Source organism: Streptomyces sp. NPDC001339 (genome assembly GCF_042895955.1).
Taxonomy (GTDB): domain Bacteria; phylum Actinomycetota; class Actinomycetes; order Streptomycetales; family Streptomycetaceae; genus Streptomyces.
In genome coordinates this window covers 548,213-563,098 of record NZ_JBIAWT010000001.1, presented here as the reverse complement: position 1 = coordinate 563,098, position 14,886 = coordinate 548,213, and the positions used below count along the sequence as shown (strand labels likewise).

Genomic DNA, 14,886 nt, shown 5'->3' with positions numbered 1-14,886 from the left:
GCATCCCCATAGCCTGCGTAGGCAACGGGGACGTCGGAACTTTCCGAGATCCGATCGATCCGTGCTGTACTTGAACACCCTGGAACGGGATTTCCCGGTCCACCGAGACGCCGAGAGGAGGCGAGACCAGTGATCAGCTTCATCGAGACCAACAAAATGACCGATCGTCCGGTCATCGCCACCTGCCCGCTCGGCTCCTCGCTCCGTGGCACCGGTATGTCCGGCTTCGGCCGCCTGTCCGGATCCCCGGTCGCGCACCCCGAGTCCCTCGCTGTGCTGACGCACCGTGAGCGCGTGGCGCGACCGACCGAGGCACCTGCGGCAGCAGCAGTGGCGGCTGAGGCGAATGCCTTTGCCCTCGCGGCGGCCAATGGCGCCGAATCCCGGAAGCAGTACCAGACGCAGCACGACATGTGGGCCTACCGCGGCCTCGAACCCTGGAGAGATCCAGCCTGATCGGCAGATCAGGTCGGCACCTTCCAGGGCCGCGGAACCCACACCGGGATCCGCGGCCCTTTTGTTTGCCCGACAGCCCGCCACCGCGGGCCGACACAGACGAGGAACACACCACCGTGCAACTGCAGACGCACACCCCGTCCGTAGCAACCGACCTGATCCCTCCGCCCGACCCCCAGGAGAACTCCTTGCTGCCCCTCACCGAGCTCGACAACGAGATCGACCGCCTCGGCGCCGCTGTGCCGTGCCGCACCTACGACCCGGAGGTCTTCTTCGCCGAGTCCCCGGCCGACGTCGAGTACGCCAAGTCGCTGTGCCAGTCCTGTCCGGTCCGTGAGGCCTGCCTGGCCGGCGCCAAGGACCGCCGTGAGCCGTGGGGCGTCTGGGGCGGTGAGCTCTTCGTCCAGGGCGTTGTGGTGCCGCGGAAGCGTCCGCGTGGCCGTCCGCGCAAGAACCCGGTCGCGGCATGAACACCACCGGCGCAGGAACGATCGACCATCCCGTCACACGGGATCCCAAGAAGCAGGACCCCACGATGAACCCCACCTTCACCGACACACCCGTCCCCGTGAACGCCGACGCGATCGAGTCGCGTCAGAACAGGAACCTCGCCATGCAACTCATCCCAGAAGCCCTGGCACGTGCGCATATGCATGAACGCCTGCGGGAGGCCGAGTCCGAACGGAGGGCTCACCGGCTCGCCGCCGCGCGGCGTATGCAGCGGCGTGCCGAGCGCGCGTCGCTGCGTGCCCGGCGTGCACTGGCCATGGCCGTGATGCAGTAAGGAAAGGCCGTACGCCGGCACACGCACCCTCACGGGGTTCGTCCGACAGGGCGGGCCCCGTGGTGCGTTGTACCGGCTTCGGTGGCCGGCGGGGATATCGTCGGCTGGTGGACCAGAAGACGCATGAAAAGGCGGAGTTGGCCGACGGGAACATGGTGTGCGGCGGCTGCGGCGCGGTCGCCGAGGGTGCTCCGCCGACCTGGACCTGCTCCGTGGAGAACGGCGAGCGCCGCTACTTCTGCGACAACTGCGCACGGGAGAACATCCGGGCCATCGAGGGACGCCTGGATTCCAGCTGGTGGTGAGGCCGGGCGTCACCGGGACGTGAGGCCCGGCCCGCGGCTCAGGCGGTGTTCTCTCCGACGGCCTCCTCCCGGCCGTCCGTGCCGGTGTCCGTACGGCCGTCCGCGGTGGCGGGCAGACCGGTACCGGTGACGCCGGGGCCGGACGGTTCCTTCCCGGGTACGAAGCCGGGCAGCCAGGTGTCGAGCTCGTCGCGGAGCCGCACCGTCGCGCCCAGCTGGCAGAGCACACCGATCGTGCTCAAGGTCACACGGTGGATCAGCAGATAGGCGGGCGGCAGATTGAGCTGCTTGCCCAGTTGGTACGCGGGCGAGCGGGGATCGCCGACCCGGGCCGCCTGCCGGCGCATCCAGCTCCGGGTGAAGGTGAACTCGTCGGCCTGCGCGGGCTCGATGATGGGCAGCAGGTACTGCAGCACCGCGTCCGGGTCCAGCTCGACGGTCTCCTTGACGAAACCCTCCTCGCACAGCAGCCGGTAGACGGCGTCCGCCTCGCCGTCCAGCGTCATCCGCAGTGACGTGCCGATCGTCGGCGGCAGCCCGTCGGGCAGCCGGTCGACCGTGCCGAAGTCCAGTACGCCCAGCCGCCACTCCTCGGCCGGTCCGTCGGGGGAGTCCCCGACCAGCAGCCGGAAGTTGCCCGGGTGCGGGTCGGCGTGCAGCAGGCCGGTGCGGGCGGGGCCGGAGAAGAGGAAACGGGACAGCAGCTGACCGGCCCGGTTCCGCTGTTCGTCGGTGCCGTCCGCGATCACCTCGGACAGCGGCACCCCGTCCATCCACTCGGTCACCAGCACCGCGTCGCTCTGGTGCACCACGGCCGGCACCACCACATCGGGGTCGTCGGCGAACTCCTCGGCATGCGTCTGCTGGGCCGCCGCCTCCAGCGAGTAGTCCAGTTCCTCGGAGACGCGGTCCCGCAGCTCGCTGATCAGCGGTTTGATGTCCATACCGGGGATCAGCGGCCCCAGCAGCCGGGCGAAGCGGCTCAGCTGCGCCAGGTCCGACAGCAGCGCCTGCCCGGCTCCCGGGTACTGCACCTTGACGGCCACCTCGCGGCCGTCGTGCCAGACCGCCCGGTGCACCTGTCCGATCGAGGCCGCGGCGGCCGGTTTGTCCTCGAACTCCTCGAACAGCTCCCGCCAGTTCTCGCCCAGCCGCTCCGCGAGGACGGTGTGCACCGTGCCCGTCGGCATGGGCGGTGCCGCTTCCTGAAGCTTCGTCAGGGCGGTGCGATAGGGTCCGGCGAGCTCCTCGGGCAGGGCCGATTCGAAGACGGACAGCGCCTGCCCGAACTTCATCGCTCCGCCCTTCAGCTCACCGAGGACCTTGAAAAGCTGTTCCGCGGTGCGCTGTTGGAGCTCCCGGCCCACGATCTCGGCGGATCTGCCGCCGATCCGCTTGCCCAGGCCCCAGGTGGCGCGGCCGGCGAACCCCAGTGGCAGCGCGGCCAGCTTGGCGGTACGGGTGACCGCCTTGCGGGGAAGATCAGACATGTGCCCCTCCAACTCACACTGTCCCCTGCCGGGGTTACCCCGTCATTGTGGCGTGTCCGGGCCGAGGATCCGAGGTGCCTGCCGTACTCCGCGAAGCGGCGGCACCGCAGCCGCACTCCGGATGGGGTTCGATCCGTACCGTGCGCACACTCCCACACGGCAACGGCAGCTCCATCCGCGCCCCTGTGCACGGCGGGAGTTCGCCGTCGAGGAACGCCAGCGCCTGGGCCGCGGCGAGCCCCGCGACCGCCGTGGCCAGCGCGGCATCACACGCCGGCACCGGCGGTGCCGCGCGCCCCGAGCGCCACTGTGCCAGCAGCCGAGGCCAGGCCGGCTCCGCGTCCGTACGGCGCAGTTCGTCGCAGCGTGCGCACGCCGAACCGCCGGGCAGCACCAGCGGACCCACCACGCCCGTGCCCTCGATCACGCCCGCGTACAGGTGCGGGATCCCCGCGGTCAGCAGCGGCTCGGAGAGCACGGGGTCGGGCGCGTACACGGCGAGTCCGTCCCTCGGGGCCAGCACCATCAGGGACAGTCCGGGCTCACCGGATTCGCTGACCGGGACCCGTGGCCGTGGCCGGCGGCTCCAGGGGGAGGACCGGCGGACCAGCCGCTCGGCGGCCGTGGCGCGGCGCTCGCCGATCCGCTCGGCGTCCAGCCCGCCGGGCAGGATGTCCGCCGGCGCGACCGTGCCCCCGTCGACGACCTCCACCCGGCCCAGGCCGGAGGCCGAGAGCAGCGCCGCGATCGCCGCCCCCACCCGGCCGGCTCCTTTGACCTTGGTCCGGACCGCCCGGCGTGCCGCCATCCGCTCCAGGGCTCCGGCGGGTTCGCGGTGCCGCACCGACAGGGATGCCAGGTCGGGGCGCAGCCGCTCGAAGGCGGGCTGGTCCGCCGGTAAGGCGGCGGCCGCCGGGCCGGCCGCGGTGGGCGCTTCCAGCAGTCCGGCCGCGCCGAGCCGTTCCACCACACCCCGGACGTGCTCGGGCGGCAGGTCCAGCACGGCGGCCTCCGCGATGAGTTGCCGCATGGTGCGGGTGCCGTCGAGCAGTGTGAGGAAGCTGCCGGTCGCGGTGTCGACCGGGCCGACGACCCTCGCATGGGCCGGCGCCACCCCGAACCGCACCGTTTCCCTGTCCCGCCAGCCGCGCCGCAGCGCGGGCTTGAGCATCGGATGCATTTCCATCCGCCCCCGTTCTTCGTCGTCCGGCCCCCAGCATGCCGCCTGCGGCGCGCAGGGCCCGAAGTTATCCACAGGCAGGCACGGCATTAGTCATACGAACGGGGTGTGCGGTGGAGTGGATGGAGTGGTTCGGGGGCGAACCGTCCGCGGGGCGGGACTTCCCGGAGGCCCAGCGGGTAACGTCGGGCGCGTGCCCGCCGACCCGCCCCTCCACGGATCAGAGGAGACACCCCCGCGCCGCGCCGCCGACCCCGCGCGCCGGGCCGCTCCGAGCCCCAAGGCCCGCAGCTCGGGGACGAGTGCGGTCGAGGTGCGCCGCAGTTCACGGCGGCGCCGTACGGTCTCCGCGTACCGCGAGGGCGACCGCACCGTCGTCCTCATCCCGGCCCGTATGTCCGAGGCCGAGGAGGAGCGCTGGGTCACCGTCATGCTCGACAAGCTCGCCGCCCAGGAGAGCAAGCGGATGCTCGGCGACCGTGAGCTGGCCGAGCGCGCCGAACGGCTGTCGGACCAGTTCCTCGACGGCCGCGCCCGGCCCGCGTCGGTGCGCTGGGTCACCAACCAGAACACCCGCTGGGGGTCGTGCACCCCCGCCGAGGGCAGCATCCGGCTCTCGCACCGCCTCCAGGGCATGCCGGACTATGTGCTCGACTACGTTCTGCTGCACGAGCTCGCCCATCTGCTCGTCCCCGGCCACGGCCCCCGGTTCTGGCGTCTGCTGGAGTCCTACCCCCGGACGGAGCGGGCCCGCGGCTACCTCGAGGGAGTGGTCGCGGCCGACCGGTTGCCCCATGTGCCGGCCGCCCGCCGCGAATAGGCGCGGAGCCGGCCGGCCGGCGCACTCACTCCGGGGCCTCCCCGCCCTCGCCCGTTGCCGGCACCGGCGGTTGGCCTGGGCGGCCCAGGGCTTCCCACGCGCTGCCGCCGCAGAACGCGGACATCGCCTCCGGCCCGGCCGCCCGGTTCGGCAGGGGCCGGCAGGGCCCGCGGGGCATGAACCAGGGCGACACCTTCACCAACCGACCCGCCGCGGAACCAACTGACCCGCCGCGGACGGCAGTCCGGCGCCCGCCCCGCCCAAGGGCACGGGCGCCGGACACCACGCGCGCTCAGCGTTCCGATGCCGTCTAGCCGTCTACAGGAGCGCGCGGGAGGCCTCCACCAGGCGCGCCACCGAGGCGTCGGCGACGCCGGGCACCTCGTCGTACGCGAACCAGCGCAGGTCCAGCGACTCGTCGCTGATCGCGGCCACTGCCCCGTCGGGCGCCAGGGCCGCGTACTGGACGTCCAGATGCACCGCACACGGTGTGCGATGGCGGTCCAGCCGCACCGGGCCGCCCGGCAGCAGCGTCAGGCCCCGGGCGATGCCCGACTCCTCGCGCGCCTCACGCAGCGCCGCGTCCGCCAGCGTGGCGTCCTCCGGCTCGCAGTGGCCGCCCATCTGCAGCCACATCTCCAGCTTGCGGTGCAGGGTGAGCAGCACCCGGCCGCCGACCGGGTCGATCACCAGCGCGCTCGCCGTGAGGTGCCCGTCCTTGCAGGGCTTCCACATGCCGTCCCGGTGGGCGGCGAGGTGGTCCAGGTACGCCAGCCGCAGCCGCTCCTGATCAGGCGACGGCGCGGGCCACTTCTCCAATACCCGCGCCGCGTCCGCGTGCAGACTCACCGGTCGCCGTCGCTCTTGTTCCCGCTGCTGCCACCGTTCCCGCTGTTCCCGCCGTTCCCGCCGGGCGTCTCCTCGGGGCCCTCGGCCTCCCGGGCAGGCTTGCCCAGGTCCGGCGTGCCGCCGCTCGCGGCCTCGCCGAGCATCTTGTCGAGCTCGGAGAAGTCCAGCTGCTCACGGTGCACGAAGCCGTCCGGGTCGTCCAGATCGGCCGCCGTCGGCAGCATGTCCGGGTGCTCCCACAGACCGTCCCGGCCGTCCAGACCCCGGGCGTCCGTCAGCGACGCCCACAGCCGCGAGGCGTCCCGGAGCCGGCGCGGACGCAGCTGCAGACCGATCAGCGTGGAGAACGTCTGCTCGGCCGGGCCACCGCTCGCCCGGCGCCGGCGCAGCGTTTCGCGCAGCTTGTCCGCCGACGGCAGATGCGGTGCGGCGGCGGCGTGCACCACCGCGTCCACCCAGCCCTCGACGAGCGCCAGCGCGGTCTCCAGGCGGGCCAGCGCGGCCTTCTGCTCCGGGGTGTCCTCGGGCTGGAACATGCCCTGCTGCAGCGCGTTCTGCAGCTCCTCCGGATGCTGCGGGTCGATCTGGCCGACCACGTCCTCCAGCTTGGTCGTGTCGACCTTGATGCCGCGCGCATAGCCCTCGACGGCACCGAAGAGATGCGAGCGCAGCCACGGCACATGCGCGAACAGCCGCTGATGGGCGGCCTCACGCAGGGCCAGGTACAGCCGCACCTCCTCCTCCGGCACGCCCAGGCCCGCACCGAAGGCGGCGATGTTCCCCGGCAGCAGCGCGGCCTTCCCGGCCGGGCCCAGCGGCAGCCCGATGTCCGTCGAACCGACGACCTCGCTCGCCAGAACGCCCAGTGCCTGGCCGATCTGGGAGCCGAACATCGCGCCTCCCATGGAGCGCATCATCCCGAGGAGCGGGCCCGCCATGGCCTGCATCTCTCCGGGCAGCACCTCACCCATGGCCGCCCCGACCCGCTCGGCGAGCGGATTGACCAGGTCCTTCCACACCGGCAGGGTCTCCTCGACCCACTCGGCGCGGCTCCAGGCCACCACCGAGCCGGAGCCCGACGGCAGCGACGTCACACCGTCCAGCCACAGGTCCGCCAGCCGCACGGCCTCCTCGACGGCCGACCGCTCGCCCGGTGACAGGCTCACGTCCTTGCTGCCGTCCTGGGCGCCCTGCGCGACGGTCTGCCGCGCGATGTCCTTGGCCATGTCCCAGTTCACCGGACCGCCCTCGTACGAGAGCATCTGGCCGAGCTTCTGGAACGCGGCTCCCAGGTCGCCAGGGTTCATCTCGCCGCCGGGGCCGCCCATGCCGCCGAAGAGCGCCGCGAACGGGTTGTCCGCGCCGCCGCTCCCGCCGCCGAACCCGAAGGGGTTCGCGGGGCCCTGGCTACCTCCCTGGCCGTCCTTCTTCTTGCCGTTGTCGCCGTCCTCCGGCTCCTCCGGCGGAAGGCCGAATCCAAATGGGGTGTCACTCACGGGTTTCCTCGGCTCGTAGGGCCGCCGGCCAGGTGGCCGACGGCGGCTGCCCGACATCACCTCCAGCGTAGACACCCGAACCGCATGGGGGCTCGGTGCTTCGCTGTCCCGGTGGCTGGGGCAGGATGGATGCCACCTGGTGCGGACGCGTCAGCAACGCCCGCACTGAAGACAACCGCTGGAGACGCCCGGTGAGTTCCCCAGATCCGACCGTTCGCGCAGCGCGAAACGCTGCGGCCCAGACCGAGCAGGCAGACGCCCCCGCGTCCGGCGCCGGCGGCCGGCCGCTGCGCCAGCCCGTCGTCGCCGTCACCGGAGCCGCTTCCGGGGTCGGTGCGCTGCTCACCCGTGCCCTGGTCGCGTCCGACGAGGTCAGGGCGGTGGTGGCCATCGACGAGCGGCGCGGCGATGTCGACGGGGCGCGGTGGCACGTCCTGGACGTCCGCGACCCCGCCATCGCCGACAAGCTGCGCGGTGCCGACGTCGTCGTCCACCTGGCGCTCGACCTCGACCTGGAGACCGACGCCACCGCGCGCACCGCCTACAACGTGCGCGGCACCCAGACCGTGCTCACAGCCGCCGCGGCTGCCGGCGTCCACCGGGTGGTGCTGTGCACCTCCGCCATGGTCTACGGAGCGCTGCCCGACAACGACGTTCCGCTGGCGGAGGACGCCGAGCTGCGGGCCACCGCGGACGCCACCGGAGTCGGCGATCTTCTGGAGATCGAACACCTGGCGCGCCGCGCGCCCCGCGCACACCCGGGGCTCAATGTCACCGTGCTGCGCCCCACGGTCCTGGTGGGCGGCACCGACACCGCGCTGACCCGCTACTTCGAGTCGCCGCGCCTCCTGGTCGTCGCCGGGTCCCGGCCCGCCTGGCAGTTCTGCCACGTCGAGGACCTGGTCAGCGCCCTGGAGTACGCGGCGCTGGAGAAGGTCGACGGTGAGCTGGCGGTGGGCTGCGACGGCTGGCTGGAGCAGGAGGAGGTCGAGGAGCTGTCCGGTATCCGCCGCATGGAGCTGCCGTCCTCGGTGGCGCTGGGCGCCGCCGCCCGCCTCCACCGCATCGGCCTGACGCCGTCGCCCGCCGGGGACCTCGCCTACACCATGCACCCCTGGGTGGTCAGCGGCAGCCGGCTGCACGACGCGGGCTGGCGGCCCCGGTGGACGAACGAGGAGGTCCTCGCCGAACTCCTGGAGGAGGTCGCCGGACGGCACACCGTCGCCGGCCGCCGGCTGGGCCGCAAGGACGCCACCGCCGCGGGCGCCGCCGGTGCCACCGTCGCCCTGCTGGGAACCGCCGCCCTGGTACGGCGCGCCCGTAAGGCCCGCCGGCGCATCTGATCTCTACGGGGCCGGATCTGTACGGGTCTCTGCGGGGCCTGTTCTGTATGCGGTCTCTGCGGGGTCTGATCTGTACGGGCTGTACGGGTTCTGATCTGTGCGGGGCTGGAGGAGTCTCCATACGGCTGCCGGGACGACCGGCAGATCCGGTCATTCCGCGCCGCGCCGGTTTACGGCACGATGGGGCCATGTCTGGCACCGCCTCTCCTTCGAAGCCCGCCTGCGATCACCCCGGTGAGCAGGCCGCGGCGGACCCTGTACGGCTCGTGGAGATCCGCGACACCGCGCTGTCCGTGGACGAGGTGTTCGCGGCGGTGGGGGACACGGCGGCCGGCGGTACGGCCCTGTTCGTCGGCACGGTCCGCTCCCATGACAACGGTGCCGACGTCGAGGCCCTGGGCTACTCGGCCCACCCGACCGCCGAGGCGGAGATGCGCCGGGTCGCCGAGAAGGTGGTCGCCGCCTACCCTGTCCGGGCACTGGCCGCGGTCCACAGGGTGGGCGATCTGCGGATCGGTGATCTGGCCGTCGTCGTCGCGGTGTCCTGCCCGCACCGGGGTGAGGCCTTCGATGCCTGCCGCAAGATGATCGACGACCTCAAGCACGAGGTGCCGATCTGGAAGCACCAGACGTTCTCGGACGGAACCCAGGAATGGGTCGGCGCCTAGCGCTGTCTTCTGGGGGTGGAGGTCGGGCGACGGGAGGGCGGGTCGGCGCGTAGCGCTGTCTTCCGGGGGCGGGGCCTTCTGGGGGTGGAGCGCTCTTCTGAGGACGGAGTTCGGGTGGGGGCCGTCGACCGTGGGTAGGAAATCTGTGACCCGGGTGGAGTAATCCGCGTAGCGCTCGGCGTCCCGCCATACCGGTGCCCGGGGTTCCGGTTGCGTAACCCGCCCCCTGGCGTGAGCGTTGAGCTGGCAGATGGTTAATCTGCTTATTCGTCGATTGTGGTTGTGCTAGGGGTTGGGAGGTAGCTGATGGGCGCGCTCCTCTGGTTGCTGATTCCGGTTGGCGCCGGGCTGGTCGCCGCAGTGTGGAGCAGCTGGGCCCTGAGGCACCGTAAGACCGGGGACGTCGCGGAACTCGCGGGCTATGCCCGGTTCCGTGACGCGATGGAGAAGCAGCACTCCGTTTCCGACCCCGCCCCGACCGCGTCCGACCCTGCCTGACGCCCTCCCCCAAGCTCTCAAGGAGCAGGGCGGACCCCATCCGTACGCGGTGGCGCGTACCCGTACACGACGTTCGCACCCCTGCGGTGCGTCCGCGCCGGGCACCGCGCGCGGTCCGGTCCCGTACGGACGGCCCCGCGGGCCGGTTGTCATACCCGTCCCGTACTGTCGTTCCATGCCACGCCGCACCGCGACGCTGCTCGCCTCGACCCTGATGTTCATCGTGCTGATCATCGCGGGGTTGCTGATCCCCGTACCGTACTCGGAGATGTCCCCCGGGCCGACGGTCAACACGCTCGGTGACCATGGCGGCGAGCCGGTGCTGCAGATCTCGCGGGAGAAGACGTACCCGACGACCGGTCACCTCAACATGACCACGGTCCGGGTCACCGGCCCCGACTACCGGATGAACCTCCTGGAGGCGGTCTACGGCTGGCTCGACCCCGACAGCGCCGTGGTCCCGCACAAGACGCTCTACCCCGAGGGGCAGACCGCCGAGCAGGCCGACCAGCAGAACGCGGAGGAGTTCAGCCAGTCCCAGGAGAGCGCCAAGGTCGCCGCGCTCCGGGAGCTGCACAAGCCGGTCGCCATCCAGACCGTCGTCGGCTCCGTCGTCAAGGACAAGCCGGCCGACGGGCTGCTGCACGCCGGCGATGTGATCAAGGCCGTGGACGGTACGGAGATCAAGCAGGCCGGGGACGTCGCCAAGCTCGTCACCAAGCACAAGCCCGGCGAGAAGGCCGTCTTCACGATCATCCCGGCCAAGCAGGCGGCCGCGGTGGAGAAGCAGGGCGGGAAGCCCGAAACCGGCACGCGGCAGGTCACGGTCCCGACGCAGAAGGCGGACGACGGCCGGGCCGTAGTGGGCATCCAGGCCCGCGTGGACCACGTCTTCCCGTTCCCCATCGACATCAAGCTGGCCGATGTGGGCGGCCCGAGCGCCGGGCTGATGTTCGCGCTCGGCATCATGGACAAGCTCACGCCCGGCGATATGACCGGCGGGAAGTTCGTCGCCGGTACGGGCACGATCGACGATGCGGGGAAGGTCGGCCCGATCGGTGGCATCTCGATGAAGACCATCGCCGCGCGCGAGCAGGGCGCAGAGTTCTTCCTGACCCCCAAGGCCAACTGCGCCACCGCCGCCAGGAACACCCCGGAGGGGCTCCGGCTGGTCAAGGTGGACACCATAGGCGACGCCGTCAAGGCACTGGAGAAGATCCGCGGCGGCGACCTCGACGGCCTGCCGAGCTGTGGCCCGGCAGGCCGGACGTAGGGCCGGTCCGGCCCCCGAACTCAGCTCTCGAAGGTCGCGGCGAGTGCGTCGGCGAGGCCCGGCACCAGCCCCGAGCCGGTGAGAACCTCGGTGGCGGAGTCCTTCTCGCGCAGCCGCAGCGCCGATTCGCGGCGGCCGTCGCGGAGCACTGCCACCGTCATCCGGACCTCCTGGCGGTCCGGGTGCCCGGCGACCCATTCGGCGAGCTGTGCCTCGTCCATGCCCGCGGGCTCGGACGCCTCGGCGGCCGGCGGGAGCATCAGCCGCTCCACGGTCAGTGCGCAGCCGACGACGGCGTCCGGCCAGGCGATGGTGGCGAGGAACTCGTCCAGCGGCACCCCCGCCGGGATCTCGTCCTGCTCCACGGGGGTCAGGGAAGCGGTGCTGGAGTCGTCGATGCCGAGCTGGGCGGCGAGCGAGGGCTCCTGTGCACGCAGCTGAGCGGTGTCGACGAGGGCGAACAGGCGGGCGGGCTGGTTCCAGCCGAGGCCGGCGGTGTACTCGTCGATCTCGAGTACCGCGCGGGTCAGGGGGTCGGCGGCGAGCGGGGTGCTGGCAGCGGGGGAGCCGGGAAGGTCAGTCATGCTCAACATCGTGCCTTGTCCACCCCGGAAATCGGGAACTGGGTAAAGCCTTCGTAAGTTGCATCAGTGGGTCCTAGTATCGCCGGGCCTGCTCCAGACGACAGCGAACTTCGAGGTGCGCACCTTGGCTTTCCAGATGCCGGACCGCGGCTCAGGCCCGACAGGGCCACGGATCAGAGTCGGCCGACCATCGCGGCGGATCCGGACCCTGCTGATGACAGTGGGAGCACTGGCCGTACTGGCCATGCTCTTTGTGATGTTTTCGGGGTTCTGGACCGATTGGCTCTGGTATCGCTCGGTCAAGTACTCCTCGGTCTTCACCACCACCCTGTGGACCAAGATCGGTCTGTTCTGCGTCTTCGGCGTCCTGATGGCGGCCGCCGTCGGCGTCAACATCTGGCTGGCGCACCGGCTCCGTCCGCCGCTCAGCGCGATGTCGGTGGAGCAGCAGAGCCTGGACCGCTACCGGATGAGCATCGCGCCGTTCAAGAAGTGGGCGCTGATCGCGATCGCGGCCGTGGTCGGGCTGATCGCCGGTGCCTCGGCCTCCGGTGAGTGGCGTACGTGGCTCCAGTGGGTCAACGGCGTCCCGTTCGGTACGACGGACGCCCAGTTCGGCAAGGACGTGTCCTTCTACACGTTCGATCTGCCCTGGTACCGCTTCCTGTTGAGCTTCGGCTTCGCCGCCGTGGTGCTCTGCCTGGTCGCCGCGGCGCTCACGCACTACCTCTACGGCGGGCTGCGGCTGACCAGCCCCGGCTCGCGGGCGACCGCCGCGGCCACCGGCCACCTGTCGGTGCTGCTCGGTATCTTCGTCTCGCTCAAGGCGATCGCGTACTGGCTCGACCGGTACGGACTCGCGGTCAAGTCCAGCGGCCTCAAGTCGGCCGACAACTGGACGGGTCTGCGCTATGTGGACGCCAACGCCTATCTCCCGGCGAAGACCATCCTCTTCTTCATCGCGGCGATCTGCGCGGTGCTGTTCTTCGCGACGCTGTGGCGGCGGACGTGGCAGCTGCCGGTGATCGGCTTCGGCCTGATGGTGCTCTCCGCGATCCTGATCGGCGGCCTGTACCCGGCCATCGTGCAGAAGTTCCAGGTCCAGCCGAACGAGCAGGCCAAGGAAGCGCCCTATATCAAGCAGAACATCAAGGCGACCCGGGACGCTTACGACATTCAGGACACAGACGTCAAACCGTACAAGGGTACGTACAAGGCCTCCGGTGAGGAGGACAGCAAGCGGCTGCGTGACAACGCCGACACCACGGCCAGCATGCGGCTCCTCGACCCGAACGTGGTCTCACCGGCCTTCGAGAAGCAGCAGCAGGCCAAGGGCTACTACCAGTTCCCCTCCACCCTCGACGTCGACCGCTACAAGGACAAGGACGGCGTCGAGCAGGACACCGTCATCGGCCTGCGCGAGCTGAACATCGCCGGTATCCCCGAGCGCAACTGGATCAACGACCACTTCAAGTACACCCACGGCTACGGCGCGGTCGCCGCCAAGGGGACCGAGACCGCCGACGGCGGCGGCCCCAAGTACACCGAGTCGGAGCTCCCGGCCAAGGGCCAGTTCGGCCCGTACGAGCAGCGGATCTACTACGGCGAGAAGACCACCCAGTACTCCATCGTCGGCGGTCCGCAGAAGGAGCTGGACTACTCCGACGACCGCACCGGCGAGAAGAGCTACAGCTACCAGGGGAAGAGCGGGGTCAGCCTGGACAACCCGGTCAACCGCGCCGCCTACGCGGTGGCGTTCGGGGAGCCGCAGATCCTCTACTCCGGTGCGATCGGCGACGGCTCGAGGATCCTGTACAACCGCACGCCCAAGGAGCGCGTGGAGTCCGTCGCCCCCTGGCTGACCATCGACGGCGACGCCTATCCGGCGGTCATCGACGGCCGCATCAAGTGGATCGTGGACGCCTACACGACGAGCAACGGCTATCCGTACGCCTCGCGCACCACGCTCGGGGACACCACGGCCGATTCGCTCACCAACGGCCAGCGCACGGTGGTGGCCCCGCAGAACCAGGTCAACTACATCCGCAACTCCGTCAAGGCGACGGTGGATGCCTATGACGGCTCGGTCAAGCTCTACCAGTGGGACGAGAAGGACCCGGTCCTCAAGACCTGGATGAAGGCGTTCCCCGACACCGTCGAGAAGAAGAGCGAGATCAGCGCGTCGCTCAAGGAGCACCTCCGCTACCCGCAGGACCTCTTCAAGGTGCAGCGCCAGCTGCTGACGACCTACCACGTCACGGACCCGGAGACCTTCTACACGGGCTCCGAGCGCTGGCAGATCCCCCATGACCCGACGACCAAGCCGGGCAACGCGGTCCCGCCGTACTACCTGAGCATGAAGATGCCGGGCCAGCAGGAGCGGACCTTCTCGCTGACGACCACGTTCACGCCCAACCAGCGGGACAACCTGGGCGCGTTCATGGCGGTCGACGCCAACGCGACCAGCGGCGACTACGGCAAGATCAGACTGCTGAAGCTGCCGTCGCAGTCGCCGGTACCCGGACCGAAGCTGGTGCAGTCGAAGTTCAACTCCGATCCGGACATCGCCAACGCGCTCAACATCCTCAAGAAGTTCGGCGACTCGGAGATCGTGTACGGCAATCTGCTGACCGTGCCCCTGGACGGCGGACTGCTCTACGTCGAACCGGTGTACCTGAAGGGTGCCGCCACCAACTTCCCTCTGCTGAAGAAGGTGCTGGTCAGCTACGGCGACCAGAAGCCCGTCCTGGCGGACTCGCTCAAGGACGCACTGGACGTGGTCTTCGGGAAGAAGGCGCCCGGTACCGGCAAGGAGACTCCGCCGCCCGGCGGTGACACGGGCCAGAACTCCGGCGGCGACACCGGCAGGCAGCCGCCGGCCGATCAGACCGTGCAGCAGGCCCTGGCCGATGCCGAGAAGGCGTACCAGGAGGGCGAGAAGGCTCTCGAACGGCGCGACCTGGCCGCGTACGACGAGGCCAAGAAGAGGCTGAAGGCGGCGCTGGACCGGGCCGCCAAGGCATCCGGGAAGGGGGGCGCGTCGGGCGGCTGATCCGTCCGGCGGCGTTTCCCGGCCCCGTGGCCGCCGGTGCGAACCGGTGACCACGGGGCCGCCCGATGCCAGGGGCGGCCCCGTGCCG

At 70.9% G+C, this 14,886-nt stretch carries 15 protein-coding genes; 10 read left to right on the top strand and 5 right to left on the bottom strand.

The genetic code is table 11. The features are described from left to right. Positions 1-129: 129 nt before the first annotated feature. The 4 genes from ACFY12_RS02410 (at position 130) to ACFY12_RS02395 (ending at position 1,545) form a co-directional block, all read left to right on the top strand. Positions 130-456 (top strand): hypothetical protein, encoded by a 327-nt coding sequence (locus ACFY12_RS02410; protein ID WP_390713815.1) that lies wholly within the window; start codon positions 130-132, stop codon positions 454-456. A 116-nt stretch (positions 457-572) separates the two neighbouring features. Further along, positions 573-926, top strand: coding sequence for a WhiB family transcriptional regulator (locus tag ACFY12_RS02405; RefSeq protein WP_390713814.1), 354 nt, complete (start codon positions 573-575; stop codon positions 924-926). After that, complete coding sequence (locus ACFY12_RS02400) at positions 923-1,240, top strand: hypothetical protein (protein WP_066926510.1); 318 nt, start codon at positions 923-925, stop codon at positions 1,238-1,240. Before ACFY12_RS02405 ends, ACFY12_RS02400 begins: the two co-directional genes overlap by 4 nt. Positions 1,241-1,347: 107 nt before the next feature. After that, positions 1,348-1,545 carry a hypothetical protein gene (locus tag ACFY12_RS02395; protein ID WP_390713813.1) on the top strand — a complete coding sequence of 66 codons (198 nt, stop codon included), beginning with the start codon at positions 1,348-1,350 and terminating at the stop codon, positions 1,543-1,545. A gap of 38 nt (positions 1,546-1,583) precedes the next feature. Here the strand turns inward: ACFY12_RS02395 and ACFY12_RS02390 are convergent, their stop codons facing one another. Then, positions 1,584-3,035, bottom strand: coding sequence for an ABC1 kinase family protein (locus ACFY12_RS02390; RefSeq protein ID WP_390713812.1), 1,452 nt, complete (start codon positions 3,033-3,035; stop codon positions 1,584-1,586). A 34-nt stretch (positions 3,036-3,069) separates the two neighbouring features. Next, positions 3,070-4,206, bottom strand: coding sequence for a TOMM precursor leader peptide-binding protein (locus ACFY12_RS02385; RefSeq protein ID WP_390714351.1), 1,137 nt, complete (start codon positions 4,204-4,206; stop codon positions 3,070-3,072). 202 nt (positions 4,207-4,408) lie between these two features. Between ACFY12_RS02385 and ACFY12_RS02380 the strand changes: the two genes are divergently transcribed. Next, complete coding sequence (locus ACFY12_RS02380; protein WP_390713811.1) at positions 4,409-5,035, top strand: M48 family metallopeptidase; 627 nt, start codon at positions 4,409-4,411, stop codon at positions 5,033-5,035. Positions 5,036-5,353: 318 nt separating this feature from the next. Here the strand turns inward: ACFY12_RS02380 and ACFY12_RS02375 are convergent, their stop codons facing one another. Together ACFY12_RS02375 and ACFY12_RS02370 are read right to left on the bottom strand one after the other, a co-directional pair. Then, on the bottom strand, positions 5,354-5,884 hold the full coding sequence (locus ACFY12_RS02375) for an NUDIX hydrolase (RefSeq protein WP_390713810.1): 531 nt from the start codon (positions 5,882-5,884) through the stop codon (positions 5,354-5,356). Further along, positions 5,881-7,380, bottom strand: coding sequence for a zinc-dependent metalloprotease (locus ACFY12_RS02370; protein WP_390713809.1), 1,500 nt, complete (start codon positions 7,378-7,380; stop codon positions 5,881-5,883). The genes ACFY12_RS02375 and ACFY12_RS02370 overlap by 4 nt, the downstream gene beginning before the upstream one ends. A gap of 191 nt (positions 7,381-7,571) precedes the next feature. On the opposite strand from ACFY12_RS02370, the gene ACFY12_RS02365 reads away from it, so the two are divergent. The 4 genes from ACFY12_RS02365 to ACFY12_RS02350 all read left to right on the top strand — a co-directional run bounded on the left by ACFY12_RS02365 (position 7,572) and on the right by ACFY12_RS02350 (position 11,162). Next, entirely contained in the window at positions 7,572-8,723 is a 1,152-nt protein-coding gene (locus tag ACFY12_RS02365; protein WP_390713808.1) for an SDR family oxidoreductase, read from the top strand. A gap of 188 nt (positions 8,724-8,911) precedes the next feature. Next, positions 8,912-9,391: a molybdenum cofactor biosynthesis protein MoaE gene (locus ACFY12_RS02360; RefSeq protein WP_390713807.1), complete on the top strand. Its 480-nt coding sequence runs from the start codon at positions 8,912-8,914 to the stop codon at positions 9,389-9,391. Between the two features lie 306 nt (positions 9,392-9,697). Beyond that, positions 9,698-9,889, top strand: a complete 192-nt coding sequence (locus tag ACFY12_RS02355; protein WP_390713806.1) for a hypothetical protein — start codon at positions 9,698-9,700, stop codon at positions 9,887-9,889. Positions 9,890-10,064: 175 nt separating this feature from the next. Beyond that, positions 10,065-11,162: a PDZ domain-containing protein gene (locus tag ACFY12_RS02350; RefSeq protein ID WP_390713805.1), complete on the top strand. Its 1,098-nt coding sequence runs from the start codon at positions 10,065-10,067 to the stop codon at positions 11,160-11,162. Between the two features lie 20 nt (positions 11,163-11,182). Here the strand turns inward: ACFY12_RS02350 and ACFY12_RS02345 are convergent, their stop codons facing one another. After that, the gene (locus tag ACFY12_RS02345) at positions 11,183-11,755 is read right to left on the bottom strand and encodes a PPA1309 family protein (protein ID WP_390713804.1); all 573 of its coding nucleotides are present in this window, start codon (positions 11,753-11,755) and stop codon (positions 11,183-11,185) included. Between the two features lie 205 nt (positions 11,756-11,960). On the opposite strand from ACFY12_RS02345, the gene ACFY12_RS02340 reads away from it, so the two are divergent. Beyond that, a complete protein-coding gene (locus ACFY12_RS02340) occupies positions 11,961-14,798 on the top strand; it encodes a UPF0182 family protein (RefSeq protein ID WP_390713803.1) in 2,838 nt (945 codons plus the stop codon). Positions 14,799-14,886 lie beyond the last annotated feature (88 nt).

What these genes read in the sequence shown, in the direction of transcription:
- ACFY12_RS02390 (WP_390713812.1), bottom strand. Translation starts at nt 3,035, where the DNA reads ATGTCTGATCTTCCCCGCAAGGCGGTCACCCGTACCGCCAAGCTGGCC.
- ACFY12_RS02345 (WP_390713804.1), bottom strand. Translation starts at nt 11,755, where the DNA reads ATGTTGAGCATGACTGACCTTCCCGGCTCCCCCGCTGCCAGCACCCCG.
- ACFY12_RS02400 (WP_066926510.1), top strand. Translation starts at nt 923, where the DNA reads ATGAACACCACCGGCGCAGGAACGATCGACCATCCCGTCACACGGGAT.
- ACFY12_RS02340 (WP_390713803.1), top strand. Translation starts at nt 11,961, where the DNA reads ATGACAGTGGGAGCACTGGCCGTACTGGCCATGCTCTTTGTGATGTTT.
- ACFY12_RS02355 (WP_390713806.1), top strand. Translation starts at nt 9,698, where the DNA reads ATGGGCGCGCTCCTCTGGTTGCTGATTCCGGTTGGCGCCGGGCTGGTC.
- ACFY12_RS02350 (WP_390713805.1), top strand. Translation starts at nt 10,065, where the DNA reads ATGCCACGCCGCACCGCGACGCTGCTCGCCTCGACCCTGATGTTCATC.
- ACFY12_RS02385 (WP_390714351.1), bottom strand. Translation starts at nt 4,206, where the DNA reads ATGCTCAAGCCCGCGCTGCGGCGCGGCTGGCGGGACAGGGAAACGGTG.
- ACFY12_RS02360 (WP_390713807.1), top strand. Translation starts at nt 8,912, where the DNA reads ATGTCTGGCACCGCCTCTCCTTCGAAGCCCGCCTGCGATCACCCCGGT.